Origin of the sequence: Arthrobacter sp. Bi26, assembly GCF_918697925.1 — a bacterium.
In the GTDB taxonomy this organism is placed as follows: domain Bacteria; phylum Actinomycetota; class Actinomycetes; order Actinomycetales; family Micrococcaceae; genus Arthrobacter.
Genome location: NZ_CAKKMF010000042.1, coordinates 15,857 through 40,389 on the forward strand (window position 1 = coordinate 15,857; position 24,533 = coordinate 40,389).

Annotated in this window: 24 protein-coding genes; 13 read left to right on the plus strand and 11 right to left on the minus strand. The window is 67.3% G+C overall.

What is annotated here, in order from left to right; translation table 11 throughout:
• Position 1: 1 nt before the first annotated feature.
• Positions 2-406: a YchJ family protein gene (locus LQV16_RS12560; RefSeq protein ID WP_229994245.1), complete on the minus strand. Its 405-nt coding sequence runs from the start codon at positions 404-406 to the stop codon at positions 2-4.
• Positions 407-695: 289 nt separating this feature from the next.
• On the opposite strand from LQV16_RS12560, the gene LQV16_RS12565 reads away from it, so the two are divergent.
• The 4 genes from LQV16_RS12565 to LQV16_RS12580 all read left to right on the plus strand — a co-directional run bounded on the left by LQV16_RS12565 (position 696) and on the right by LQV16_RS12580 (position 4,460).
• The gene (locus LQV16_RS12565) at positions 696-1,331 is read left to right on the plus strand and encodes a hypothetical protein (protein ID WP_229994221.1); all 636 of its coding nucleotides are present in this window, start codon (positions 696-698) and stop codon (positions 1,329-1,331) included.
• Positions 1,332-1,371: 40 nt separating this feature from the next.
• On the plus strand, positions 1,372-2,376 hold the full coding sequence (locus tag LQV16_RS12570) for an aldo/keto reductase family protein (RefSeq protein WP_229994222.1): 1,005 nt from the start codon (positions 1,372-1,374) through the stop codon (positions 2,374-2,376).
• 3 nt (positions 2,377-2,379) lie between these two features.
• The gene (locus LQV16_RS12575; protein ID WP_229994223.1) at positions 2,380-3,234 is read left to right on the plus strand and encodes an SDR family oxidoreductase; all 855 of its coding nucleotides are present in this window, start codon (positions 2,380-2,382) and stop codon (positions 3,232-3,234) included.
• A gap of 104 nt (positions 3,235-3,338) precedes the next feature.
• Positions 3,339-4,460, plus strand: a complete 1,122-nt coding sequence (locus tag LQV16_RS12580) for a sulfite oxidase (RefSeq protein WP_229994246.1) — start codon at positions 3,339-3,341, stop codon at positions 4,458-4,460.
• 7 nt (positions 4,461-4,467) lie between these two features.
• On the opposite strand, the gene LQV16_RS12585 is transcribed toward LQV16_RS12580, so the two are convergent.
• The 4 genes from LQV16_RS12585 to LQV16_RS12600 form a co-directional block, all read right to left on the minus strand.
• A complete protein-coding gene (locus LQV16_RS12585) occupies positions 4,468-4,950 on the minus strand; it encodes an RpiB/LacA/LacB family sugar-phosphate isomerase (protein ID WP_229994224.1) in 483 nt (160 codons plus the stop codon).
• Positions 4,947-6,689, minus strand: a complete 1,743-nt coding sequence (locus tag LQV16_RS12590; RefSeq protein WP_229994225.1) for a dihydroxyacetone kinase family protein — start codon at positions 6,687-6,689, stop codon at positions 4,947-4,949. Before LQV16_RS12590 ends, LQV16_RS12585 begins: the two co-directional genes overlap by 4 nt.
• A gap of 45 nt (positions 6,690-6,734) precedes the next feature.
• A complete protein-coding gene (locus LQV16_RS12595; RefSeq protein WP_229994226.1) occupies positions 6,735-7,508 on the minus strand; it encodes an SDR family NAD(P)-dependent oxidoreductase in 774 nt (257 codons plus the stop codon).
• 99 nt (positions 7,509-7,607) lie between these two features.
• On the minus strand, positions 7,608-8,432 hold the full coding sequence (locus LQV16_RS12600) for a sugar phosphate isomerase/epimerase (protein ID WP_229994227.1): 825 nt from the start codon (positions 8,430-8,432) through the stop codon (positions 7,608-7,610).
• Positions 8,433-8,624: 192 nt separating this feature from the next.
• Between LQV16_RS12600 and LQV16_RS12605 the strand changes: the two genes are divergently transcribed.
• The 4 genes from LQV16_RS12605 (at position 8,625) to LQV16_RS12620 (ending at position 12,618) form a co-directional block, all read left to right on the plus strand.
• Complete coding sequence (locus LQV16_RS12605) at positions 8,625-9,962, plus strand: MFS transporter (protein ID WP_229994228.1); 1,338 nt, start codon at positions 8,625-8,627, stop codon at positions 9,960-9,962.
• The gene (locus LQV16_RS12610; RefSeq protein ID WP_229994247.1) at positions 9,962-10,867 is read left to right on the plus strand and encodes a transketolase; all 906 of its coding nucleotides are present in this window, start codon (positions 9,962-9,964) and stop codon (positions 10,865-10,867) included. Before LQV16_RS12605 ends, LQV16_RS12610 begins: the two co-directional genes overlap by 1 nt.
• Positions 10,864-11,856, plus strand: a complete 993-nt coding sequence (locus LQV16_RS12615; RefSeq protein ID WP_229994229.1) for a transketolase C-terminal domain-containing protein — start codon at positions 10,864-10,866, stop codon at positions 11,854-11,856. The genes LQV16_RS12610 and LQV16_RS12615 overlap by 4 nt, the downstream gene beginning before the upstream one ends.
• Positions 11,857-11,958: 102 nt before the next feature.
• Positions 11,959-12,618: a GntR family transcriptional regulator gene (locus LQV16_RS12620; RefSeq protein WP_229994230.1), complete on the plus strand. Its 660-nt coding sequence runs from the start codon at positions 11,959-11,961 to the stop codon at positions 12,616-12,618.
• Positions 12,619-12,624: 6 nt separating this feature from the next.
• Here LQV16_RS12620 and LQV16_RS12625 read toward each other — a convergent pair whose 3' ends face one another.
• Positions 12,625-13,404: an SDR family oxidoreductase gene (locus LQV16_RS12625; RefSeq protein ID WP_229994231.1), complete on the minus strand. Its 780-nt coding sequence runs from the start codon at positions 13,402-13,404 to the stop codon at positions 12,625-12,627.
• A 335-nt stretch (positions 13,405-13,739) separates the two neighbouring features.
• On the opposite strand from LQV16_RS12625, the gene LQV16_RS12630 reads away from it, so the two are divergent.
• From LQV16_RS12630 to LQV16_RS12645, 4 genes are all read left to right on the plus strand, one after another.
• Positions 13,740-14,192 (plus strand): hypothetical protein, encoded by a 453-nt coding sequence (locus LQV16_RS12630; protein ID WP_229994232.1) that lies wholly within the window; start codon positions 13,740-13,742, stop codon positions 14,190-14,192.
• 116 nt (positions 14,193-14,308) lie between these two features.
• Positions 14,309-14,791 (plus strand): hypothetical protein, encoded by a 483-nt coding sequence (locus LQV16_RS12635; protein ID WP_229994233.1) that lies wholly within the window; start codon positions 14,309-14,311, stop codon positions 14,789-14,791.
• Entirely contained in the window at positions 14,788-15,738 is a 951-nt protein-coding gene (locus tag LQV16_RS12640) for a hypothetical protein (RefSeq protein ID WP_229994234.1), read from the plus strand. Before LQV16_RS12635 ends, LQV16_RS12640 begins: the two co-directional genes overlap by 4 nt.
• On the plus strand, positions 15,738-16,622 hold the full coding sequence (locus LQV16_RS12645; RefSeq protein WP_229994235.1) for an oxygenase MpaB family protein: 885 nt from the start codon (positions 15,738-15,740) through the stop codon (positions 16,620-16,622). The genes LQV16_RS12640 and LQV16_RS12645 overlap by 1 nt, the downstream gene beginning before the upstream one ends.
• A 13-nt stretch (positions 16,623-16,635) precedes the next feature.
• Here LQV16_RS12645 and LQV16_RS12650 read toward each other — a convergent pair whose 3' ends face one another.
• The 3 genes from LQV16_RS12650 to LQV16_RS12660 form a co-directional block, all read right to left on the minus strand.
• Positions 16,636-18,264 (minus strand): DUF4389 domain-containing protein, encoded by a 1,629-nt coding sequence (locus LQV16_RS12650; RefSeq protein WP_229994236.1) that lies wholly within the window; start codon positions 18,262-18,264, stop codon positions 16,636-16,638.
• A 109-nt stretch (positions 18,265-18,373) separates the two neighbouring features.
• Complete coding sequence (locus LQV16_RS12655) at positions 18,374-19,429, minus strand: zinc-dependent alcohol dehydrogenase family protein (RefSeq protein WP_229994237.1); 1,056 nt, start codon at positions 19,427-19,429, stop codon at positions 18,374-18,376.
• Entirely contained in the window at positions 19,426-19,761 is a 336-nt protein-coding gene (locus LQV16_RS12660) for a hypothetical protein (RefSeq protein ID WP_229994238.1), read from the minus strand. Before LQV16_RS12660 ends, LQV16_RS12655 begins: the two co-directional genes overlap by 4 nt.
• A gap of 276 nt (positions 19,762-20,037) precedes the next feature.
• On the opposite strand from LQV16_RS12660, the gene LQV16_RS12665 reads away from it, so the two are divergent.
• A complete protein-coding gene (locus tag LQV16_RS12665; RefSeq protein ID WP_229994239.1) occupies positions 20,038-21,600 on the plus strand; it encodes an amidohydrolase family protein in 1,563 nt (520 codons plus the stop codon).
• A 38-nt stretch (positions 21,601-21,638) separates the two neighbouring features.
• Here the strand turns inward: LQV16_RS12665 and LQV16_RS12670 are convergent, their stop codons facing one another.
• Positions 21,639-22,148 carry a hypothetical protein gene (locus tag LQV16_RS12670; RefSeq protein ID WP_229994240.1) on the minus strand — a complete coding sequence of 170 codons (510 nt, stop codon included), beginning with the start codon at positions 22,146-22,148 and terminating at the stop codon, positions 21,639-21,641.
• Between the two features lie 64 nt (positions 22,149-22,212).
• Entirely contained in the window at positions 22,213-23,916 is a 1,704-nt protein-coding gene (locus tag LQV16_RS12675; protein ID WP_229994241.1) for a serine hydrolase, read from the minus strand.
• Between the last annotated feature and the right edge of the window lie 617 nt (positions 23,917-24,533).

The following is a 24,533-nucleotide window of genomic DNA, read 5'->3' on the forward strand; positions in this document are numbered from 1 at the left end:
GTCAGCCGGACACGACGCCGGACAGGTAATACCAGCGCCCGCCCACCCGGACAAAACGGCTGGTTTCGCGCTGCACAGCGCGTTCGCCCTCGTGCCGGTAGTGCGCGGCGAATTCCACCACGCCTTCACTGTCCAGCGGGCCGCCCCGGCTGGTGGAGAGGATGTCGAGGCGGCGCCACTGCATGCCGGCATCAAACTCCATCTCCGCGGGCCGCGTGTCCGGGTGCCAGGTCCGGAGCAAGTAACCTGCGTCCCGGACCACGAAGGCGCTGTACCGGGAGCGCATGAGCTGCTCCGCCGTCGCCGCCTCGGCATCTCCGCGATGGAACCGCCCGCAGCAGTGCACATACTGTTCGCCGGACAGGCACGGGCAGTTCCCCTCATACAGCGCGGCCGGACGGTTCACGGACCGGTCCGCGCCAGACGCGCCGGCGCGCTCGGAATCGGCTGCTGCGGCGTGCGTCACAAGGTGTCCTTCCGGCGGGCCGGACGACGCCGGCGGGGCTGTCTTTGACTATAGACGCCGGGGCGGCAGGGCCGTGCCCCGCCCGCGGATAACGGCTTCGACACATCTTCGCCGGGACCGCCCGGGGCGGCACGGAGCCGGCGAAAAGTACGTATTGTTAAGGGGGCTCCTGCCTGCCACGTGCTTGCGGCAGGGACCACGCTGCAGCAGGCCGGCAAGGAGAGGTGACATGGAAGATCCAACAACCATTGCGCTGAACCTGACTTTTTTCGGGACCCTCGGCGTGGCGTTCTTCATGTTCCTCGGTCTCTTCATGGTCTTCGCCGCCACCCTCGTGCTCGCAGGCATCGGCCGGCTGGCTGCTGTCGTGGTCCTGGCCGCCGCCGGGCTCCTCCGCGGAATCCCCGCAGCACGGGAACATGCAGTACGGGAAGAGCGGATTCGTAACGAGCCGGCCAAGACCGCAAAGCCCGCGCGCCCGGCCGCGACGATGAAACCGCGCCGCCCTGCCCGGAATACAGGCAAGAAGGAGCCGGCGTTGTCGCCGGAGTGGGCGGCCGCCGTGGCCCGGGCAGATGCCCGCGCCGCCGCAAGGGCCAGGGCCGAAGCCGGCCCGGCCGTCCGTGTCACCGTCCGGGACCTGCCCAACCCCATGGCACCGGCACGGGACATCAAGGAAGTCTCAGCCCTCGTGCAGTCGGCCACGGACACCAATGGAACGCTTGGCGTCGTCCCGCGGGCGTTCAAAAAGCCGCCCATGCCCGCGGCGAAGTCTCTACTGGATACCGGCTCCCTGGTGTCGTTGCGCGGCACTCTTCCGGCCGGGAAGGCTAAACAGCCGGCCCAGGAGCGCAAGGCCGGCTGAGCCCTTACCCCGGGCAGGCAAGTCCGCTACGTTGGAACCCATGGAATTCAGATACCTCGGGAACAGCGGCTTCAAGATTTCAGAAATTACGTTTGGCAACTGGCTGACCCATGGCTCCCAGGTGGAGAACGACGTCGCCACCCAGTGCGTGCGGGCGGCGCTCGACGCCGGTATCAGCACCTTCGACACGGCCGACGTCTACGCCAACACCGCGGCGGAGACGGTCCTCGGCGCAGCCTTGAAGGACGAGCGCCGGGAGTCGCTGGAAGTCTTCACGAAGGTGTTCGGCCCCACCGGGCCCAAGGGCCACAACGATCTTGGCCTGTCCCGCAAGCACATCATGGAATCCATCAACGGCTCCCTCAGGCGGCTGCAGACCGACTACGTGGACCTCTACCAGGCCCACCGCTACGACTACGAGACGCCGCTGGAAGAGACCATGCAGGCCTTCGCGGACATCGTGCGGCAGGGCAAGGCCCTGTACATCGGGGTCAGCGAGTGGACGGCCAACCAGATCCGCGACGGCCATGCCCTCGCCAAGGAACTGGGCTTCCAGCTGATCTCCAACCAGCCGCAGTACTCCATGCTGTGGCGGGTGATCGAGGCCGAGGTGATTCCGGCGTCGGCCGAGCTGGGCCTGTCCCAGATCGTCTGGTCCCCGATCGCGCAGGGCGTGCTGAGCGGCAAGTACCACCCCGGCAGGCCGGCCCCCGAGGGCAGCCGCGCCACGGATTCAAAGGGCGGTTCGCGGATGATCGAGCGCTGGATGTCCAACGAGGTCCTCACCGGCGTCCAGCAGCTCAAACCGATCGCGGAGGAGGCCGGGCTGACCATGGCGCAGCTCAGCATCGCCTGGGTGCTGCAGAACAAGAACGTGGCCTCGGCGATCATGGGCGCGTCCCGGCCGGAGCAGATCGCGAAAAACGTGGCCGCCGCGGGCGTGAAGCTGGACCCGGTGATCATGGACAAGATCGACGCCGTCATCGGCCCGCTGGCCGAACGCGACCCCGCGCAGACCAAATCACCCGCATCCCGCGAGGCCTAGGCCATGCCCAACGCGCCCGAACTCGCCGTCACCGGGTCCACCGGCCACCTGGGCGGCCTGGTGGCCAGGCTGCTGGCCGCGGCCGGAAGCCGACAACGGCTCCTGGTGCGGGACTCCGCCCGGGCGCCTGACCTCGAAGGTGCCGTCCCCTTTGTGACCACCTACGCCGATCAGGAGCGGACGAAGGCGGCGCTGGTCGGGGCGACAACGCTGTTCATGGTCTCCGCCGCCGAGGCCGAGGACCGGCTGCAGCAGCACTACGCTTTCGTCGACGCAGCGGCCGCGGCGGGCGTCCGGCACATCGTGTACACCTCGTTCTTCGGCGCGGCGCCGGACTCCACGTTCACGCTGGGCCGGGACCACTTCGCGACGGAGGAGCGCATCAAGGCCTCCGGTATGGACTACACGTTCCTGCGGGACAACTTCTATCTGGACTTCCTGCCCCTGCTGGCCGGGGAAGACGGCGTCATCCGCGGCCCGGCCGGGGATGGCGTGATGGCGGCCGTGGCGCGGGCGGACGTTGCCCGCTCGGCCGTCACCGTGCTGCGGGACCCGGCCCTGCACGTGCGACGGACCTATGATCTGACGGGCCCGGAGAACATCTCGCTGGCCCGCGGCGCGGAACTGCTGACCGCCGGAACCGGCCGGGCCATCACGTTCCACAACGAGACCCTCGAGGAGGCTTACGCGTCGCGCGCCTCCTTCGGTGCGCCGCCGTGGCAGGTGGACGCCTGGGTGAGCACGTACACGGCCATCGCGGCCGGAGAGCTGGCGGGCCCGACGTCGGCAGTGCATGAGCTGACGGGGCGGGAACCGCTGAGCCTGGAACAGTTCCTGGCCGAGGCGCACACGCTGTAGCCCGGTGTTGACGGTTTCCGGGCTGCGGCGTAGACCTGATTTCAGGTGACATCGGCCAGAAACGGGCCGGTGCGGAGAAGAATCGCAACGCCATGCCAAAGCAAATGTCCAGACGCTCCGGCGTCCTGAAGAGTCCGCGACGGCAGGACCGGAGACTCGCGCCGCATTCCGGCGAGCCCAGCCACGGCCCGCTGACAGCGGACGAGCTACAGCTCGCCGTGCGGAATCATTCCATGCCGCTCGAGGCCCTGCAGATCGACACCACTCCGCCCGGGCTGCACTATGTGCTCACGCACTTCGACATCCCGTTCATCGACGTCGAGCACTGGCATCTGCAGATCGGCGGCGCGGTGCAGCGGGCCGTGGAGCTGAGCATGCGGGCCCTGCGCCGGGCACCGAGCATTACCCTCCCGGTCACCCTGGAGTGCGCCGGCAACGGCCGGTCCCTGCTGCGGCCCCGCCCGTTGAGCCAGCCGTGGGTCCTGGAAGGTGTCGGCACCGCGGCGTGGACCGGCGTCCCGCTCGCCTACCTCCTGACCCAGGCCGGCGTGGAGGACGACGCCGTCGAGGTGCTCTTCACGGGGGCAGACAGCGGCATCCAGGGCGGCGTCGCCCAGCAGTTCGCCCGGAGCCTGCCGATCGACGAGGCCCTGCGGCCCGACGTCGTGCTCGCCTACCGGATGAACGGCGCGGACCTGCCGCCGCAGCACGGCTATCCGCTCCGGCTGGTGGTGCCCGGCTGGTACGGCATGGCGAGCGTGAAGTGGCTGTCCTCGATCAGGGTACTGACCAAGCCCTACGACGGTTTCCAGCAGTCCGTGGCCTACCGCTACCAGCAGGATGCTGACGATCCCGGCACCCCGGTCACGTGGATAAAGGTCCGCTCGCTCATGGTTCCCCCGGGCGTCCCGGATTTCTTCACCCGGCGCCGGGTCCTGCCCCGCGGACCGGTGATGCTGACCGGCCGGGCGTGGTCCGGGGAGGGCGCCGTGCAGCGCGTCGACGTCGGGATCGACGGGAAGTGGGCCGCGGCCCATCTGGAGCACCCGGCCGCGCCGTTCGCCTGGTGCGCGTGGTCGATGCCGTGGGTGGCTGATCCCGGCGAACATGAGCTCTCCTGCCGTGCCACCGACGCCAGCGGCGCGGTGCAGCCGCTGGAACCGGCGTGGAACTACCAGGGCATGGGCAACAACGTGGTGCAGCGGATCATGGTCAGTGTGGACTAGCCGGGGTTCAGCAGCCCTCGAAGTCCGTGAGCACCTTGACTTTATCCGCGGAGGCGGACGAGGGATCGAAGCTGTAGCCGATCCATTCCCGCGCGAGCCGCCGCGCCAGCTCCAGCCCCACAACGCGCTGGCCCATCGTGAGGACCTGGCAGTCGTTGGAGAGCACGGAGCGTTCCACGCTGAAGGAGTCATGGGCGGTCGCAGCCCGGATGCCGTCCACCTTGTTGGCGGCAATGGCGACGCCGATCCCGGTACCGCAGAACAGGATGGCCCGGTCCGCCTGCCCGTCCCGGATCAGTTCCCCCGCGGCGATGCCCACGTACGGGTAAGGCTTGGCGAAGTGCTCCGGGGCGTCGCCACGGTTGACCCCAATGTCGATGACTTTCGCGACCCTCGGATCCGCCCGGAGGTCCGCCAGGATCTGGTCCTTGTAGTCCACACCGGCTTCGTCCGCGCCCACAATGAGCCGGAGCCCAGCCCCCGGGCTCACGGGCGTGCCCCCGCGGGCTGCCGTACACCGGCAAGGTGTGGACCGAACACATTGAACACCATCGCCAGGGACGTGGCTCCGGGGTCAGGTGTGCCGATGCTCTTTTCCGCCAGGGGCCGCGCCCGTCCCTTCAGTGGACGCAGGGCCGCGGTGGCCTGCGCCGCGGAGGCAGCCTCGCTCGCCGCTTCCGCCCAGCCGGCATCCGCCCCCGCCCCTTCGCTGGCGAGCCGGCTGAAGGTCTCGGCAAACGGGACTAGCGCGTCCACCATGGTCTTGTCGCCGACGTCGGCCTTGCCGAGCTCGGCGATCCGGGCGGCAAAGGCAGTCACGGCCGCCGCCAGTTCGGCCGCTCCGGGCACGTGGTCGTCGCCGAGGGACTCGCCGAAGGCCCGCAGGCCGGCGCCCCACAGCACGCCGGAGGTGCCACCGGCGTTGTCCGCCCAGGCGTCGCCAGCGGTGACCAGGACGGCCCCGGCACCGGCGCCGCGGGACGCGGCCCCGGTGGCGGCGGCCCAGGCCGCATCAATGCCGCGGACCATGCCCCGTCCGTGGTCGCCGTCGCCGGCGATGGCGTCGAGGTCGCCGAGGGTTTTCTCGGCGTCGTGGAGTGCCTCGCGGGCCGCCAGCAGGGCAGCGACACATTGCCCGGCGTACTCACGTGAAGGGTTTGCCGCGGCGAAGGCCTCCGGCACCGCAGTGTCCTCGGCCGGCGTCGACTCGTCGGCCTCGCCGTCGGGGAGGGCGGCATTCCCCCGCCGGTAGGCGGGGGTCTCGGCGGGAGCGGTCCAGAGCGGCTCAAGTTCGTCATCGAGCCACGTCACGGTCAAGGAAACGCCGGCCATGTCCAGGCTTGTGACGAGTTCGCCGACTTCCGGCATCACCAGCGTGTAGCCGGCGGCGCGAAGCAGCGGTGCGACGCTGAGCCACAGAACGAACAGCTCTTCCTGTTTCGTGGAGCCGAGCCCGTTCAGGAGCACGGCGATCCGCCGGCCGGCACCATGGGGCGTCTCCGCCAGCACACGGGCTACGAGTTCCTGTCCCAGCTTCCGCGCGGGCGGCAGCTCGGTGTCGAACAGTCCGGGCTCGCCGTGGATGCCCAGGCCGAGCCCCATCATCTTGTCCCCGAGCGTGAACAGCGGAGCGTCGGCGCCGGGAAAGGTGCAGCCGCTGAAGGCGCTGCCGATGCTGCGGGTCAAATCGTTGGCCTTCCGGCCCAGGCGAACCACCTCGGGCAGTGTCTCGCCGGCCTCGGCGGCCGCGCCCATGATCTTGAAGACGGTGAAGTCACCGGCGATGCCGCGGCGCTTGCCGGCTTCCGACGGCGGTGCGCTGGCGATGTCGTCCATCACCAGCACGTTGTCCACCTGGATCCCCTCGGCGGCCAGCCGCTCGCTGGCCAGGCCGAAGTTCATGACGTCGCCGGCGTAGTTGCCATAGGCGAAGACCACTCCGGCGCCGCTGTCCGCGGCCTTCGCAACGGAGTACGCCTGCTGCGCGGACGGCGAGGTAAAGATATTTCCGACGACGGCGCCGTCGGCCAGTCCGGTGCCGATGAGCCCGGCGAAGGCCGGGTAATGCCCCGAGCCGCCGCCAGCCAGCACGGCCACCTTCGGTTGGCGGGGCCGGCGCCGGCGGACGGCGCCGCCGGGCACCTGGCGCACCAGGTTCGCATGGACGTCGCAGAAGCCGGCGAGGGCTTCCTCGGCGAAATCGGACGGGTCGTTGAATATTCTGGTCATCGTGGGCTCTTTCAGCTGCTCTCGGTCTTCTAAGCGGCGAGACTGCTAGTGGATGTGGCTTCCGCCGTTGATATCGATGGTGGTTCCGGTGAGGTAGGCGGATTCCTCGGAGGACAGGAACGTGATGACGGCCGCGATTTCCTCGGTACTGGCGTTGCGCCCCAGCGGAATACCGGCGTTGATGGCGGCTTCCTGCTCCTCGGTGCTGCCCACGCGGATGTTCGTGTCCACGGCGCCGGGGGTGATGGCATTGACGGTCACGCCGGTGCTGCCGATTTCGCGGGCCAGGGCCTTGGTGAAGCCCAGGATGGCCGCCTTGGCTGCGGAGTACGGGACCTTGCCGAAGACGCCGCCGCCGCGCTGTGCGGAGACGGAGGACATGTTAACGATCCGGCCCCAGCCGCTGGCGATCATATCCGGCAGGAACGCCTTGGTGACCAGGTACGTGCCGGTCGAGTTCACGGCCATGACCTTGTTCCACAGCTCCAGCGTGGTCTCCAGGAACGGCACCGGCGAGGTGATGCCGGCGATGTTCGCCAAAGCACCGACGGCGGGGAGGTTGCCGGAGCGGACCTCGGCCGCCACAGCCTGGTAGGCGGCGATGACGGAGTCCTCGCTGGCTACGTCGACCTCGTAGCCAAACGCGGGAACGTTGAACTCGTTGCCGATCTCCGTAGCGACCTTGGCGGACTTCTCGCCGTCGAGGTCCAGGATCACCACGGCCCAGCCCCGGCTGGCGTAGCGGCGTGCGGTGGTGATGCCGATGCCTCGGTCCGAGGTTGCCCCGGTGAGGACGGCGGTGCGCTGGATGGTGCTCATAATGCTCCTTGATTGCTTGGTTGTGTCTGTGGATGGAATCGATTGCTCCACAAGCGCCGTTTTGAGGGTCCAAAAGGGCCGTTACGGAGCAATCGACGGTCAGAGAAGGTCTGTGATGAAGCTGGCGGCCTTGGCGGCCGCGGCCGGGCGTTCCCCGTGGGTGACGTCCCGGGTCTCCAACTCCAGGGAGAAGTGGCCGGTGTAGCCAACGGCTGCGAGGGCGCCCAGGCCGGCGGCGAAATCGGCCTGGCCGTTGCCGATGCTGAGGTTAATGTTCCCCGGCACGGCATCGCGCAGGTGAACGTGGGCGATCCGGCCCTGATGGCGCTTGAGGTAGTCCAGCGGGTCCTCGCCGGCGGCCACGATATGGCTGAAGTCCATGACGATCCCGACGCCGGAGTCGGCCAGCCGCCGGGCCAGCAGTTCCGCGCGCTCCAGGTTCCAGCAGAACCGCAGGAAGTGGAGTGACTCGGTCCAGAGTTCGACGCCGAACCCGTCCGCCCGCCGCCTGGCCCCGATGAGTTGAGCTGCAATGGTGTCCAGGTCCTCGTCGAGACTGCGGACGGGCTCGTGGCCGAGGGCGCCGCAGGGCAGGACCAGGGCCTTGGCGCCGGTGCCGGCTGCCAAGGTGAGGAGCGCGTCAAGGTGCCGGTTCCGGGCGGACTGTGCGTCGGCGTCGAGCACGGCGTTCAGGTCCCCAATGTCCCCGTTGACCGACCGGACACGCAGCCCGGAGGCAACGACCTCGGCCGTCACGGCGGTTACGGCCTCGGCATCGAGGGCGTAGGGAACGTGGTCGCACACTCCGGGGAGGGCGCCGAGATCTATTTCCTCGAAGCCGAGGCATGCGATGGTGCGCAGGGCCTCAGGCAGGTCCTGGTGGCGGAAGCTGATGGACGAGCAGCCGAGTCGGGAATTGAACATCGTTGTTGATCCTCTGGTCGCGCCCTGAGGCGGTGGTGATATGGACCACACTACAAATTTGACTGTCAACAGTCAACCTTTGAAGTTGACTGTTGACATTCCTTATGGCGCGGGTCACACTGGCATATCATCTGTTAACAGTCGACAGTGTCGGTGCGTAAGCGTCGGCAGCTCTCTTCGAAAGGGATTGACATGAGCAACGAAGCTCTCACCATGCGGGGCCCGGTGCACGGCACGAAGGAAGCCCGGCGCGTCGCGATCGGCTCCGGCGTCGGCGCCGTCATCGAAACTTATGACTTCATTGGTTTCGGTACGGCTGCCGCCCTGTACTTCGGCACGGCGTTCTTCCCCACCGGCGATCCGGTGACGGGAACACTGGCCGCGTTCGCCACACTTGGCGTGGGGTTTGCGGCCCGCCCGATCGGCGGCATCATCGGCGGCCACCTCGGCGACAAGCTCGGCCGCAAGCCCGTCCTCGTGGCCTCGCTGATCCTGATGGGCGTCGCCACCTTCCTGATCGGCCTGCTCCCCACCTACAGCCAGGTCGGCCTCCTCGCACCCGCTTTGCTCGTGTTCGTCCGCATTGTCCAGGGCCTGGCTTTCGGCGCGGAATGGGGCGGCGCGATCCTGATGAGCTACGAGCACGCACCCTGGAAGTCAAAGGGCAAATACACCGGCATCGTGCAGGCCGGCTTCCCGGTGGGGCTCCTGCTGGCCAACCTGGTGTTCCTCGTCAGCGTCCAGCTCGGCGGCGAACTCGCCTGGCGCATTCCCTTCCTTGCCAGCATCGTGCTGGTGATCGTCGGCCTGATCATCCGGTCCAAGGTTCCCGAGTCCCCCGTCTTTGACGAAGTCAAGGACAGCGGCTCCATCGTGAAGTCACCTATCACCGAGGTCCTCAAGACCGACTGGCGCAATATCGTGAAAGGCATCGGCCTCCGCATCGCCGAGACCGCAGGCTACGCCGTGTCAGTCACGTACATGATTTCGTACCTGAACAGCCAGCACCTGGCCGACAAGACCCAGACGCTCGTGGCCTTGTGCATCGCCTCCGCCATCGGCATCTTCGCCACCCAGGCCTGGGCACGGCTGACGGACAGGATCGGCCGCCGGCCGCTCTACATCTGGTCCTGCGCCTTCGCCGTGCTGTTCGCCGTCCCGATGTTCCTGCTGGTCAACACCGGCCTGTTCATCTTCATCATCGCCACCCTCGTGATCTCCTACGCCGTCTGCCAGAACTCCCTGGCCGGCGCCCAGGGCGCCTGGTTCCCGGAGCTCTTCCAGGCCAAGACCCGCGCCTCCGGCGCCTCGCTGGCCTACCAGATCTCGGCCATGGTTTCCGGCTTCACCCCGTTCATCACCACGCTGCTGTTCGTCAGTTTCGGCTGGATGGGCCCGGCGCTGCTCTTCAGCACGTACGCCGCCATCGGCCTGTGGGCCGCCGTCGCCACCCGCGAAACCTGGGGCAAGCGCGAGCGCAAGCTCGCGGACGAGGCCACCAAAAACACTGCGCAGGCGGTGAACGCGTGATGGCCTCCGTCGACGAACTGCTGCACCAGCCCGGCAAGATCTCCGGGGAATCAACATCGGAGCGGACCGCACGGGTCCAGGCGGCAGCGTTCCGGATCCGGCACCATGCCCTGAACATGGGCGAGGTCCAGGGCCAGGGCTATGTGGGACAGGCCCTCGGCGCAGCCGATATGTTCGCCGCGGTCTACGCGGACCAGCTCCGGTTCCGCGCCGACGACCCTGCGTGGGAGGAACGCGACCGGTTCCTGCTCTCCACCGGCCACTACGCGATCGGCCACTACGCGGCTCTCGCCGAGGCCGGGATCATCCCGGTCACGGAACTGGAGACCTACGGCTCGGACAATTCGCGGCTGCCGATGTCCGGGATGTCAACCTACACGCCCGGGATGGAGATCTCCGGCGGCTCCCTCGGCCACGGCCTCTCCATCGCCGTCGGTGCCGCCCTGGGCCTGCGGTACCAGGGATCGGACGCCCGGGTCTACAACTTCCTCTCCGACGGCGAACTCGACGAAGGCTCCACTTGGGAGGCCGCGATGGGCGCGCACCACCACCAGCTCGGCAACCTCACCGCCATGGTGGACATCAACGCCCTGCAGGCCGACGGGAAGACCGTCACCGTGCTGCGCACTGAGCCCGTCACCGAAAAGTGGGAAGCCTTCGGCTGGTACACCCAGCGCGTGGACGGGAACGACGTCGGCGCGCTGCTGGCCGCGTTCGACAACGCGGCCGCCCAGGCCGCCGCCGTCGGACGTCCCTCCGTGGTCCTGTGCGACACGAAGGTGGGCCGCGGTGTTCCGCTCCTCGAGGACCGCGAAAAGGCGCACTTCATGCGCATCGAAGAACACGAATGGCAGCTCTGCCGCGAGCAGCTGACCGCAGGATTCGAAGGAAAGGCCGCCCGATGAGCACCGCCACGACACCCAAGCTGAAGACGTCGGCCATGATCGCGTCCTTCGCGGATCCGGGCCAGAAGACCAAGTCCGCGCCGTTCGGGCACGCCCTGGTCAAGGCCGCGCAGGACAACGACAAGATCGTGGGACTGACCGCGGACCTGGGCAAGTACACGGACATGCACATCTTCGCCCAGGCCTTCCCGGAACGCTTCTTCCAGATGGGCATGGCCGAGCAGCTGCTCTTCGGCGCCGCGGCCGGCCTGGCGGAGACGGGCCTGGTCCCGTTCGCTTCCACGTACTCGGTGTTCGCCGCCCGGCGCGCCTACGACTTCCTGTGCCTGGACGCCGCCGAGCCGAACCTCAATGTCAACATCGTCGGCGGCCTCCCTGGACTGACCACCGGCTACGGCCCCAGCCACCAGGCGACGGAGGACATGGCGATCTTCCGGGGCATGCCCAACCTGACCATCGTGGACCCCTGCGACTCCCTGGACATCGAGCAGGCCGTCCCGCAACTGGCGGCCAGCGAGGGGCCCACATACCTGCGGCTGCTGCGCGGCAACGTCCCCACCGTGCTGGACGAATACGACTACACGTTCGAACTCGGCAGGGCCAAAGTTCTGCGCGGGGGCAATGACGTCGTCTTCATCGCCAGCGGGCTCATGACCATGCGGGCGCTTCAGGCGGCCGAGGCGCTGGCGGCACACCACGTGGATGTCGCCGTCGTCCATGCCCCCACCATCAAGCCGTTCGACACCGCAACGGTCCTCGCCGAGCTGAACACCGACCGCCTCGCGGTCACGCTGGAGAACCACAGCATGGTGGGAGGCCTCTTCGAGACCGTCGCCTCGGCCGTGGTCACGGCCGGACTCGGCAAGCGGGTGGTGCCGGTGGCGCTGCCGGACGAGTTCCTCGACGCCGGCGCGCTGCCCACCCTGCACGAACGGTACGGGCTCTCGGTGCAGAGGATCGTCGCCCAGGTGCTCGCCGAGCTTGCCTGAGGATGCGCGGGGCCGGCAACTGCCGGTCCCGCGTCCGTGCCGTACCATCAACTGTTAACACACCAACTGTAGACAGTTGACCACTGACAGTGAGGACACACCATGGCCGGAGCAACAGCCCCGCTTCTCGGACTGGAAAAGAAGAGCCTCCGCGAGCAGGCGCTATCCGCCCTGCGCACGGCCATCACGAGCGGTGAACTGGAGCCCGGCCGGCATCTGGTGGAGACCGAACTTTCCGACATGCTCCAGATCAGCCGGGGAACACTGCGTGAGGCCCTGCGCCAGCTGGAACAGGAAGGACTGCTGTCGGCAGGACCGCGCGGCCGGCTGTCCGTGCGGCACCTGGACGGCAAGGAAATCCGGGACATCTTCGCCGTCCGGGCGGCGCTCGAATCGCTGGCGGTCCGGACGCTGTGTGAATTGCCGGACCGGGCCTCGGTGATTGCATCCCTGCGCTCGGCCGTGGATGCCATGGCCGCGGCCGCCGAGGCGGGCCTGGAGGAAAGGATTGAATCCGATCTCGAGTTCCACCGGACACTGTGCCGGCTTACCGGAAACGAGACCCTGCTGCACTCCTGGGAGTCGCTTGAGGGCTCCATTCGGATGTCCATCATGTTTGCCGGGATCGAGCGGGCCGTCAAGAACATGAGCGTGGACCGGCACCACGACATCGTCGCGGCCATCGAGACGGGCAACGCGACGCTGGCCCGCACCACGGTCCTCGAACACATGGATGTCGCCGCAGCCAACCTGGTGGCTTAGCCGGCGTCAGTAGTCCACGATCGCGCCGGCGGAGATGTTGACGGTCGCGTCCGTGATGGCCGCGGCCTTGTCCGAGACGATGAAGGAAGCCACGTTTCCGACGTCCGTCAGCGTGGCCGTGCGGTTCAAGTGCGCGGCCTTGGCAATCTCCACCACGATCTCCTCGCGGCCCTCGGCCTGCCAGGGGATGGTTTCGATAATGCCGCCGGTGACCATGGTGACCACCCTGATGCCGTGTTTTCCCAGCTCGAGGGCCCACTGCCGGCGCAGCCCCTCCATGGCGTCGAGCGCCACCTTGAAGCCGCCCAGGCCGGGGATGGTCTGCGGGCCCGAGCCGCCGAACATGAGCACGACCCCGGAGCGCTGCTTGACCATGTAGGCGGCGGCCGCGCGGGTGGTAAGGAAGTGCGTACGGGCGGCCAGGGTGATGGGCCGGGTGAAGTCATCCACATCAATTTCCATGAGCGGCTCCTGCACGTCGCCGAACGAGATCACGTTGAAGGAGATGTCGATCCTCTTGCTCTTCTTCGCCACCCGGCTTACGAAGGCATCCACCTGCTCCTCGTCCAGGGCGTCGACGACGGCGGTCTCGGCCGTGCCGCCGGCCTCACGAATGTCATGGGCTACTTTTTCCAGTCGCGATTCGGTCCTCCCGGCAATGTGGACCGTGGCGCCGTCGGCCGCGAAAGCCCTCGCCACCGCCCCGCCGACCGCACCTCCGCCGCCGTAGATCAGGGCGGTCTTGCCGTGAAGCAAGCCGTTTTCCGGAATCCCGATATTCAGCATGGTCGCCTGCCTAGTGCCGCGGAGTTCGTGAATTCCCTCAACTATGTTCTTGCGGAGGGCCGGTGGCAAGAGGACCGGGAGCCGCGCGGACTGTCCCGGCCCGCGGCGTGGCGGGGCCGATTGCCACGCCGGGACCCGGCCAGGCGTCCCCCCAAAGCACACTCCTGGCCGAACCACGACGTGCCGGCGGACTGTTGCCGCCCCAGCACACAGAGAATTGGACACGTCCAATTCTCGCCCTGAGCGTACCCGGAACAGATTAGACATGTCCAATCTGCTACACTCGCAGGCGACCTGACGTTTTGTGACAAACCGCGCCTGATGAAATTTGTCCGATGAAAGAAGCCACTGTGAGCGACGACCAGCCGACCTCAGCGCCGGGTCTAGCCCTGGCCCGTAAGCTGAACATCCTCTTGGATACCGCCGAAGCCGAGGGCCGGAAAATTACCTTCAATGACGTCCGGGACGCCATGTCCGCGGCGGGGACGCCGCTCTCGCGGGCCAGGTGGCATTACATGCGATCGGGCTCGGGGCCGGCCGTCAAAAAAGTCGAACTCCTGCAGAACCTGGCCAAATTCTTCGGCGTAAACGAGAACTACCTGATCCACGGCGACGACGAACTTCCGCCCCGGGTGGAGGCGCAGCTTGATTTGCTCGCCTCCATGCGGGCGAATAAGGTGCGCAACTTCGCCGCCCGCCAACTGGACGGCCTTTCCCCGGAAACCCTGCTCCAGATCCGGGACCTGATCGACGAGCAACTCTCCCGCGGGGATTCCGGCGAGCACTGACGCCCCCGAGTCCCTAACTACGCTTTGACCTGCACTGATACGATTCTGGCGAGGCCTGGCCGTCAGGAAGTGGCGTGTCCACGCTGACGCACTATCAACAGCCAAGGACTCGGAACATGGATTACGACGCCGCCCGGTCGCGGGCACGGGAAGCAGAGGCCAGCCTCCGCCTCAGCGAGCCGGTTTCGCTGGCATCAATCCAGGCGCACCTTGAACGGCAGAGGGGCCGGAAGATCGTCATCAAGCCGATCGAAGGGGCAACCGATAAAGTCTGCGGGCTCTGGTTCGGCCTTGATCACATGGACCTCATCATGCATGCCCGGGCTGCCTCCGAAGTCCACCGGCAACAGATTGTCCTTCACGAGTTCGCCCACATGGTCCTGCGCCACGAGCAGGAGATCGTGTCCGTCGACTACGCCGGCACGTTCTTCCCGGACCTCGACCCGGAGCGCGTAGTCAAGGCGCTCAAGCGGACGGATTTCCTCGATGAGCTCGAGGTCACCGCCGAGCTCCTGGCTGACCGCCTCGCCGCGCGAATCCGCAACTCCCAGGACCGCTCCGGCGGCCAGCCGGGCAACTTCAGTTCGGTCTTCGGATGATCCAGCTCCTGATGGCGGCGGTCCTCTTCGTTCTCGCCGCGGTCCGCATCCCGGCCGTGGTCCGGAACGGCCGGGACACCGTGTTCCTTGCGGCGGTGTTCGCCGGGATCGCTTCGGTGCTGATGTCGCCGGCCGTGTACGCCACGGTCGATGCCGTCATCGGCGGCACCAACGTCGTCAAGCTGGCCCTGCACTCCTCAATGATCGTCGGACTCTGGTATCTCCGGTGCGCAGTCCTCGAGGCAATCATGCCCCCGGACACGCGGCGGGCCCTGATCCGCACGCTGCCGCTGACCGCCACCCTGATCCTGCAGCTGCTGTTCTTCGTCCTGACCGGCCCCACCACCACGACAGGCACCTGGGGCCTCTACCACGAGCGGCTGCCCGCCGCCCTGTTCTCGGCCATGCTCATCGTATTTGTCGGGTGGGTCTGCGCCGGCGTCGCGGCCACGTGCTTCCGCTACATCCCGCGGATGCGCCGGTCCTTCAGGGTCGGCTTCACCATGGTCGGCGTCGGCTGTGTCGTCGGCATGCTCGTGGTGGTCACGTTCACGATCGGGCTGCTCTCCGTCCCGATCCCGGCGCTCCTGGCCCTCCCGGTGCCATCCCAGGCGGCCATTGGAGTCTTGGAAATGGTCACCATCGTCCTGGTCGGGGCAGGCCTGACGGTACCAGCCCTGGCCGGCCGGACCGGGCGCAAACGGCGGGCCCGCTGGGAGGCCGACACGCTCGCCGGCGTCGAACCCATCAGGGAACGGATTTTGCAGGATGTTGACCCGGAACGCCTCCTCGAAAGCGACCCCGCCGCGCCAGCCCGGGACCGGCTTCACCGGATGATCGTCGAGGTCTGGGACGCTGAGCTGGCGTCCGGCGGGACCCTGACCCCGCAGGAGCGCGCCTTCCTCCTGGCTGCCGAAGAGCAGCTTGACCTGAATCGGCTCCCGTGATGGGTCCCGCTGCGGCCATCCGGACGCGCTTCACCCATCCGACCCGGCGCCCGCGGCCCGCCGGCACCGACCCGCACACGACCTACCGGGACATGGTGCTGTTCGACTTCCAGGCCGAGATCCACGCCGGGTTCTTTGTCTCCTACTACCGCAACTTCGCGGTCCCCTCGATCGCCCGGACCCTGACGGGGACAGGCGAGATGGCGGCCCGCCCGCTGAAGCGCTCCTACGACACCGGGATCGTCATCCACGAGATCATCGCCAACGGCTTTGACCACGAACGCAGCCGCGCCATGATCGGGCTGCTCCGTCGTGTCCATGCGGGCGTTCCGGGCAGCGCCGAGGACTTCGTCTACGTGCTCATGACACTTCTCGTCCTGCCGTTGAGATGGGCCGACGCCCATGGCTGGCGGCGGCTGACCGACCTCGAGAAGGAAGCCGCAACCGCCTTCTACACCGAGCTGGGCAGCCGGATGGGCCTCGGCCCTGTCCCGGCGTCCTACGAGGCCGCCTGCCGCTTCCTGGACGACTACGAGGCCCGGAATCTGGGCCCCAGCCCGGAGGGGGCAGCCCTTCTCGCCGCCACGGTTCCGGCACTGGAGAACCGGCTGCCCGCCTGGCTTCGCTGCTTTACCCCGCTCGTCCTGGCCCTGATGATGGACAGGCCCCAGGTGGCCGATGCCCTCGGGCTGAAGCGGGCACCGGCTGCCCTGAGGCTCGCGTTCAACACTGTTCTGCGCGCACGGGCCGTCGAAGTCCGGACCAGGCCGCTGCCGACGAGTCCTTCGTTTGTCCCGGGCACCGCAAACATTGCCGTCTACCCGGGCGGATACACGCTGGGCCAGATCGGACCCGAGGCCGGCCTCAACGCTGCACGACGCTAGATTCTGCACGGCCCTAGATTCTGGGCGGCCCTCCCGGGTCTCCACCGCCGGGGCTTGCCGCGGGTCCGACGGCCGGACCACCCGCAGGCCCTGCGTAAGCCGGTACCGGCAGCTCGCCCGGATCGACGGGACCCATATCGAGGTGGAACGGCGGATATTCGTCCCGCATGAGGGCAACGTAGGCGATGACGCGGTAGATCCAGCGGTTCAGACCGAGCAGGAGGTCGAAGATCCCCCGCCAGTATTGACCTGTGAACAACAGGATCACACCGGCAATGAGGACCAGCAGCCCCAGGAGGGAGATGCCCACTCCATGCTGTTCCCACTGGCCGTCACGGTACTCCCACGTCCTCGCGGTCCCCGTCAGGACACCGATGATCAGCAGATGCGGAATGGCCAGCAGCCACGATTTCACCAGCACCAGGCCGCGGGATAGCCGTTCGGGATAGTCGACGTCGAAGTCCGCCGGGTAATCCGTGCGAGCCAGCGTGAAGGGCGGATAGGCGTCCGTTCCGATCGCGCTGAAGGCGTAGAAGGCCACGCGCCAGTTCCAGCGGATCACGCCGGCATTGAAATTGAACAGCGAGCGCGGGTAGCGCGCCGTGAACAGGATCGCGAACCAAGCCACGATCGTGACCACTCCGAAGGCGAACCAGAGGAAGAACAGGATGATGCAGTGCGGGATGGCCAGGAACCACTTCACGAGCCACATCCACCGTGAGAGATTCGGGTCGAGATAGCCGTGGAGGCGCGCCGGGTAGACGTACGGGGTAGTCGCTCCCGGGGTCACCGGATACTGAGGTCCCGGCGCGGCAGCGTAGGCCGCTACAGCACCCGGCGGGGCTGCGGTGTTCTGCTGGCCGGGGGCGGCCCCGGGCGGGTAGGGTCCGGCCTGATACGGCTGGCCGGGCTGGGCTGGCAGGTAGCCGGGAGGGACTCCGCTGCCGGTCCCGCCTTGGCCCGGCCCACCACGGCCGAGTCCTGCGGCGCCCAGCACGATCAGCGGCACTCCGATCAGCAGCATCACGAGGCCGCCGATCAGCAGGCCAATGAACATCGGCAAGAACAGATCGGTGCGTGCCCCTGCCTGCAGATTCACGCTTACCGGTGAACTCGCGTCGGCGTTCATGACCACCGCGGCCCAAGCTCCGGAGCGAAGGTCCCATGTCAGTTCCTGTTCCCCCGGGCCCGTGGCAGTCGCGGCCCAGAAGTTCTGCTGCGCCGGATCGGACGGGATGCTGGCACCGTTCACTTCGCGGTACAGCGCGCGGAAGGGGTTGAAACGGACGTCGACGATTTCGGTGCGCCGGACACCGGCCAGGTATGCCGCGACGTCGGCCCGCGGGGCAATTCCGATGAAGATTTCCTTGCCGGGATCGGTGGTGGAACCGCGGAGCAGCACGCTGCCCGCAAAGTCCACCGGGACGCCGTCGTTCACGCCGCCTCCGGTCATGAGATCCAGCCGGGGGGTCGTCAGCGCGTAGGAATTGGCTGAGAACTGCTCCGACGGCGTGATGAAGTACCTGCCGTCGCGCTGCTGGTAATTGACCCAGCCCGCGAAGCCGGCGACCGCCAGCAGTCCCAGACCGACCAGCGCGCAAAGCGAGCCGATCACCAGCATGACAATCCGGCCTGCTTTCATGGCCGCCGTCCTTTCAGATGGTCCGTTTGCCACGCCCGGATGGGCAGGACTTCCGGAAGCTGGCGGCCCGGGCCGCTACCGCCCGAGCGAAGTCAGAGGAAGAACGCTTTCACGCCGTGATCACCACTTTGAGGGCCTTCGTCTCCGCGGCGTGGGCGAAGGTGTCGTACGCCTCCATGAACTCGTCGAAGATGAAGTGGTGGGTGGCGAAACTGTCTGCAGGGATTTTTTGCTGTGCCACGAGCTTGAGCAGCATGGGGGTGGTATTGGTGTTCACCAGGCCCATGCTGATGTTGATGTTCCGGATCCAGAGGTCCTCGACGTGCAGTTCCACGGCTTTGCCGTGCACGCCCACGTTGGCCACGTTGCCGCCGGGCCGCACGATATCTGTACACATCGTGAACGTGGCCGGGATGCCGACGGCCTCGATCGCGACGTCCACGCCCTGCCCGTCGGTCAGGACCATCACCTGTTCCTTCCAGTTGGCAGCGCTGGACAGGACCACATCAGTGGCGCCGAATTCGCGGGATTTTTCGAGCCGGTTCGCGTCGAGGTCGACGGCGATGATCGTCGCGGCGCCGTAAAGTCCGGCGGTACAGATCGCGGCGAGTCCGACCGGGCCTGCGCCGATCACGGCGACTGTGTCGCCGGGCTTGACCCGGCCGTACTGCACGCCGATCTCAAAGCCGGTGGGAAGGATGTCGGAGAGCATCACGGCCTGTTGGTCGCTGACTCCCTCAGGCAGGAGGTGCAGGGAGTTCTCGGCGTACGGGACGCGGACGAACTCGGCTTGGGTGCCGTCGATCAGATGCCCGAAAACCCAGCCGATGCCGGACGTGCCTTCCTCCCCAAGGCAGTGGGAGTAGAGGCCTGTCTTGCAGTTGGCGCAGTGCCCGCAGGACTTGATGCAGGAAATGATGACACGGTCCCCGACCTTGAGGCTGGTGACGGACGCGCCGATCTCCGTGATGGTGCCGACCCCCTCGTGGCCCAGGATGCGGCCCTTGGCCACGGTCGGGACGTCGCCCTTGAGGATGTGCAGATCGGTGCCGCAGATGGTTGTCGTGTCCACCTTGACGATCACATCGCTGGGGCTCTGAATGGTGGGATCGGGGACATCGGTCCACGACTTCTGTCCGGGCCCACCGTAGACGAGGGCTTTCATACGTGCTCCTTGGCTTTGAGGATGACCAGCGGGTCCACGAGGCGCAGACGGCACGGAGTCTCAGTGCCATCGATCCCCGAATACATCAACGAGGCGCGGGCGCGCTCACGGAGTTCCTCGATCGCGGCGGCCGACACGCGGGCGTGCGCGAGGTCGAGCACGAGCTCGAAACTGGGGAGCTTGCTGGTGACGCGTCGGCAAACAACGTACAGTGCCCGCACGTTGGCTACAGTCACCACGCCATGCACGTCGATTCGAGCTGTTTCGGCGTCGGCGTTCAGGCGTATGAAAACTTTGAGTTTGGGGTCCCCCGAATGGTGGTGCATAGTCATGTGGCCGTGGTCTCCTGCCTTTTCCTGCTGAAGCCGGAAAGTGCAAACGCCATTTCCTTCCCCAAGTCGCGGTGAGACCCGTGCCGCATTCCATGAAGTGGTTCCTCCCTCAACTGCGACCTCCCCCAAGTGGCCGTGCAGGAACCTCCCCACATTTAGCTTGGTGGGCACGTCTGGGAGGGGTAAGGGGCAAAAGTCCCTTGTGTGCGTTTTAGGTCCTTCTGGTTTAGGTGCTCCTCGTTAGGTTCAAGAGCGGCGCACGCCTAGCCTGTTTCTATGTCTGCTCCGCTCGATCCCTGCCTCGCGCCGGACCTCGTGCTGGCCTCGGCGCGGCAACCCGGGGACGAAATATGCTTCGACGTTCATCTACGCGGCGGTGCCGTGTCTGCGATCATCCCGTCGCGCCAGGACGCGCCAGCGGTCCCCGCCGCTACCCGTGTGGTGGACCTGGACGGCCGCTATGTCATTCCGGGGCTGTGGGATGAGCATGTCCACATGACGCAGTGGGCGCTGGCCTCCAACCGGATGGACCTTTCCGACGCCGGCTCGGCGCGCGAGGCGGCCGCCGTCGTCGGGTCCCATATCGCCGGATCCCGCGTCACCGGGGCCGGCGACGGATTCACCGGCGGCACTGGCGTCAGCAGCGGCACCGGGGCTCCGGGAGATGTACAAACGCTGGTGGGCGTCGGTTTCCGCGACGCCGTCTGGCCGGACCTGCCCAGCCTTGGCCTCCTCGACGGCGTGACGCGCGGCCGGCCGACGGCGCTGATCAGCCACGACCTCCACTGTGTCTGGCTAAACTCCGCAGCGGCCCAACGCTACGGAGTGCGGGTGGACGCGGACGGGCTGCTCCGGGAAGATCCGGCGTTTGCCCTGACCCGCGCGCTCGGCCGGCTGCCGGATGCGGTGGTGGATAAGTGGGTGCAGCAGGCGGGGCAGGCTGCCGCGGCGCGGGGCGTAGTCGGGATCGTGGACTTCGAGATGACATGGAACCGCGACGCCTGGCTGCGGCGGATCTCCGGCGGCTTCGCTGCCCTGAAGGTTGAGGCGGGGGTCTACCCGCAGGATCTGGACCGGGCCGTGGCCGAGGGCCTGCGGACAGGTTTGGCAGTGGCGGGCAGCGGCGGGCTCCTGACCGTGGGCCCGTTGAAAGTGCTGATCGACGGCTCGCTCAATACCCGCACAGCCTACTGCGTTGACCCTTATCCGAACGGCGGGCACGGCCTGCTGACGGTAAGCGAGCCGGAGTTGCTCGCCCTGCTGGTCCGGGCGCGGCAGGCAGGCTTTGTGCCGGCTGTCCACGCGATTGGCGACGCGGCCAATCGGGTCGCCTTGGATGCGTTTGAGGCGGCGGGCATTGCCGGGCGGGTGGAACATGCCCAATTTGTCCGGAGCGAGGATTTCGCCCGCTTCGGCCGGTTGGGTGTGACCGCGAGCGTCCAGCCGGCGCATGCCCTCGATGACCGGGACGCCGCCGAGGCGAACTGGCCGGGGCGCACGGACCGGTCCTTCCCGCTCCGTTCACTGTTGGCCGCCGGTGCGGCGCTGGCCCTTGGCTCCGACGCTCCGGTGTCCCTGCTGGACCCGTGGACTGCCATGTCCGCTGCCACGGCGCGGGCCCGGCAGGATGGCCGCGGGCCGTGGCATGCCGAGCAGGCGCTCACCCGGCAGGAGGCCCTGACGGCCTCGACCCGCGGCCGCGGCCGGCTCCGCGCCGGGGATCCCGCCGATATTGCAGTGCTCGACGGCGACCCGCTGACTGTTCCCGACGCGGAGTTCGCCGCGATGCCGGTAGCCGCCACACTGTTGGCGGGACGGTTCACCCACGGTGGTCAATAGCTGCCTGCTGTTTTGCCTTTGAGCTATTTGCCTTTGACTTATTTGCCTTTGACCCGGGCCTGGACGAGGTTGGCGAACGGCAGCCGGCCGTGGTCGTCGCGGAATCGGGCGTGGTATCCGGCCTCCGCTTCGTTGACTGCCTCCGCTGGGAGCTCCTTCCAGGCAATCAGGAGGGAACCGGGATCGGCGAGCTGCCAGATGAGCCTGCCGTCCCAGTGGCCAGGCGGCTTGCCCTTGCCGAAATCGATGAACTCCTGGATTTGCCGGCGAAGGCCGCGGTTGCCTTTGCTGCCGGCTCCCGCTTTGCCGAGATACACGACGTCGGCGCCGTCAATCCACTCGGCGGTCAGCGCGGGTTCCGTGACGGAAGGGTCCTTTTTCTTGAAGACCCCCGCCGTGCTCTTGGGCAGGAACCGCGGCTCATAGCCTGGGGGCTGCAGCAAGGCGAAGATCCCGGTCCGCTGCGGGATCCGGTTGATGTCCAGTGCGGCGAGAGTCCTAAAACCCGTAAACCCGTCTTCCTTGAGTGAGCGTCTGTTGATCGGCATAGGTTCCTTGGCTTGGGGGTGTTCGCCCTAGAAGCTTACGGAAGAAGCTCACGGAAGTCCGGGCTCAGCCGCGAGTGAAAGTGCCCAGTCCGGTCTGATCGTAGAAATCGAGCCTGACGCTCGACGCCGTGCCGCCGGGGGCAGCGTTCGCACCGGGGGCGAAGATTGCCCCCGCAAGGCCGTTGCCGTTCTCTCCGATGGATTCAAAGCTGAAGGTGTCGCCGTCGAAGTGCTTGAGTGCGAACCTGGTGGCCCTGCCGTCCGGGCCCAGCTCCAGGGTCAGCACGCCGCTCTCCACCGAAACTTTGAGCGGACCGTAGTAGGAGTTCGCGTAGCTTCCGGTGTAGAAATCGTTGCCGCGTGCCGGTTCGACCTGCGGCGGCACCTGGGAGTAATCGACTTTTGGCTTCTCCGCCTCATCGATCTTCTGGAAAACGCCGGCGGTGAATCCGAACCAGTCCACTGTCGGGGCGCCGTTCTGGGCCGTGTCCAGGAATGCGGCGCAGATAGCTTCGGGGATGCCCTGCGGCCGGCCGTTCGTCAGGGCCACAATGCCTAACTGCTCACCGGGGAGCAGCGAGACGGCGGTCGCGGCACCAAGGTTGAAGGCTCCCGAGTGCCCGAGCGAGAGCCGGGCGTGGTCGTCGTAGGAGACATTCCAGCCCAGGCCGTAGAAGCGGGTGCGGGCGGCCGGTGTCCCGGGAGGGCCCGATACCGCGTGCGGGACATGCGTGACACCCAGCGCGTCCGTGGCGATAACCTCGTTGCCCTCAAAACTGCCGTTGGCGAGCTGCAGGCGGATCCAGCGGGCCAGGTCATGCACGGAGGAGCTGGCCCCGCCGGCGGGTGCTTCGGCGTCGGCGTTCCGGGTGTATTTGGCCACCCAGGTCTTGTTACCAGCGGGCACGTGGATCAATGCCCTGTTCGACGCCTTTTGGTAGTCCGCGTGGCGATAGCTCGTGGATGTCATCCCCAGAGGCTTGAACAAGACTTCGTCGGCGAGGTCTGCCCAGGGCAGTTTCATGGCATCGGCAACTGCCAATGCGCCAGCCGTGTAGCCGAAGTTGCTGTAGTTATAGCTCGAGCGGAAGGAGTCCAGCGGCTCCTGGTTAAGGTGGCTGAGAATGTAGGACTGGTCGAATCCGAGGTCCTCGAGCAGATCGCCCGCCCCCGTGCTTAGGCCGCCTTGATGCGACAACAAGTCGGCGACCGTGGCGTTTCGCGTGACGTAGGGGTCTTTCAACGCAAAGCCGGGGCTGTGGTTGATCACCGGCTCCGTCCAGGAGATGGCCTTGCGGCCCACGGCCACGGCCGCCACTGTGGAGGCCAGGGGTTTGGACACCGAGGCCAACTGAAAAACGGTGTCCGCGTCCACCGTTTCGGGCCTGCCCGACTCCCGCACGCCGAAGCCCTTGGCGTACACCATCTGGTCCCTGTAGACCACGGCAACGGCGACCCCGGGAACACCGGTACTCTCCATCGCGCCCTGGACCATCCCGTCCAGCTTGGCCAAGGCGTCGTTGACCTTCTGTTGGTCCAGGAGTGGTTTGACCTGCGGTTCCGGCGCCGGAAGCAACGATGCCGACGGCGTACCGGAGGCGCCGGGGCCACTGCTTGCGGCACCGGCGGGGGCAGTTTGGGCCGTGCAGGCGGCCAGCAGCGGCATCCCCGCTATGCCCGCGGCCCCGACGCCGACCGCCTTAAGTAGCGAGCGGCGGTCCGAGGGCAGCGAGCCGACCCTCATCGCGATAGATTCCCTTTGTTTCATGGACAACCCTCCGCCCGATACCGCCTGGGGCGTCGAGCTGACGCCCTCTCCCATGATGGACCCGCGCCGGTGTTTGAGACAGGGGATGTCGGGTCCGAGGGACTATCGGGGTGCTCGGGGCGGCATCGAGGCTGGGCACGGAAGGCGGGGGCACTCGGGCCGGCCGACGGAAGGCGGGGGCACTCGGGCCGGCCGGCCGTTCTGCGGGTCTGCCAGCCCGTAGGAAACTCAGACATTTTCACCCTCGCCAGTTCCGCCGCTGGCTCTGGCTCCGGCTCCGGCTCCGGCTCTGGTTCCGCCTCTGGCTCTGGCTCTGGCTCTGGCTCTGGCTCTGGCTCTGGACTCAGCATCATTCTGGCGCCCCGCGGTGTCCCGGCATCCGCAGGACCCGCACCTCCCCACCTCGACACCCGCCCGCGAAACCACGTATGGCGCGAACCTCGCGGGCTCCTTCGGCTGTTCCATCATTACCGTCAGACCCCCTTGGGAGACTTGATTCATGGACGGCAATCAGGGGCCCGAAGTGGTTCCGGCAGACTCGGCACCGGCAAATGCTGTGACGGTCGCTGCACTGGCCCGGATCCTGGCCTTCCTCCCGGCTCCGGACAGCGCCGCCG

Bases quoted from the DNA above. Each gene is read 5' to 3' on its own strand.
- LQV16_RS12635 (WP_229994233.1), top strand. From the start codon at position 14,309: ATGGATTACGACGCCGCCCGGTCGCGGGCACGGGAAGCAGAGGCCAGC.
- LQV16_RS12650 (WP_229994236.1), bottom strand. From the start codon at position 18,264: ATGAAAGCAGGCCGGATTGTCATGCTGGTGATCGGCTCGCTTTGCGCG.
- LQV16_RS12570 (WP_229994222.1), top strand. From the start codon at position 1,372: ATGGAATTCAGATACCTCGGGAACAGCGGCTTCAAGATTTCAGAAATT.
- LQV16_RS12670 (WP_229994240.1), bottom strand. From the start codon at position 22,148: ATGCCGATCAACAGACGCTCACTCAAGGAAGACGGGTTTACGGGTTTT.
- LQV16_RS12625 (WP_229994231.1), bottom strand. From the start codon at position 13,404: ATGCTGAATATCGGGATTCCGGAAAACGGCTTGCTTCACGGCAAGACC.
- LQV16_RS12615 (WP_229994229.1), top strand. From the start codon at position 10,864: ATGAGCACCGCCACGACACCCAAGCTGAAGACGTCGGCCATGATCGCG.
- LQV16_RS12655 (WP_229994237.1), bottom strand. From the start codon at position 19,429: ATGAAAGCCCTCGTCTACGGTGGGCCCGGACAGAAGTCGTGGACCGAT.
- LQV16_RS12590 (WP_229994225.1), bottom strand. From the start codon at position 6,689: ATGACCAGAATATTCAACGACCCGTCCGATTTCGCCGAGGAAGCCCTC.
- LQV16_RS12665 (WP_229994239.1), top strand. From the start codon at position 20,038: ATGTCTGCTCCGCTCGATCCCTGCCTCGCGCCGGACCTCGTGCTGGCC.
- LQV16_RS12565 (WP_229994221.1), top strand. From the start codon at position 696: ATGGAAGATCCAACAACCATTGCGCTGAACCTGACTTTTTTCGGGACC.
- LQV16_RS12610 (WP_229994247.1), top strand. From the start codon at position 9,962: ATGGCCTCCGTCGACGAACTGCTGCACCAGCCCGGCAAGATCTCCGGG.
- LQV16_RS12640 (WP_229994234.1), top strand. From the start codon at position 14,788: ATGATCCAGCTCCTGATGGCGGCGGTCCTCTTCGTTCTCGCCGCGGTC.
- LQV16_RS12630 (WP_229994232.1), top strand. From the start codon at position 13,740: ATGAAAGAAGCCACTGTGAGCGACGACCAGCCGACCTCAGCGCCGGGT.
- LQV16_RS12575 (WP_229994223.1), top strand. From the start codon at position 2,380: ATGCCCAACGCGCCCGAACTCGCCGTCACCGGGTCCACCGGCCACCTG.
- LQV16_RS12595 (WP_229994226.1), bottom strand. From the start codon at position 7,508: ATGAGCACCATCCAGCGCACCGCCGTCCTCACCGGGGCAACCTCGGAC.
- LQV16_RS12580 (WP_229994246.1), top strand. From the start codon at position 3,339: ATGTCCAGACGCTCCGGCGTCCTGAAGAGTCCGCGACGGCAGGACCGG.
- LQV16_RS12605 (WP_229994228.1), top strand. From the start codon at position 8,625: ATGAGCAACGAAGCTCTCACCATGCGGGGCCCGGTGCACGGCACGAAG.
- LQV16_RS12600 (WP_229994227.1), bottom strand. From the start codon at position 8,432: ATGTTCAATTCCCGACTCGGCTGCTCGTCCATCAGCTTCCGCCACCAG.
- LQV16_RS12675 (WP_229994241.1), bottom strand. From the start codon at position 23,916: ATGAAACAAAGGGAATCTATCGCGATGAGGGTCGGCTCGCTGCCCTCG.
- LQV16_RS12620 (WP_229994230.1), top strand. From the start codon at position 11,959: ATGGCCGGAGCAACAGCCCCGCTTCTCGGACTGGAAAAGAAGAGCCTC.
- LQV16_RS12660 (WP_229994238.1), bottom strand. From the start codon at position 19,761: ATGACTATGCACCACCATTCGGGGGACCCCAAACTCAAAGTTTTCATA.
- LQV16_RS12645 (WP_229994235.1), top strand. From the start codon at position 15,738: ATGGGTCCCGCTGCGGCCATCCGGACGCGCTTCACCCATCCGACCCGG.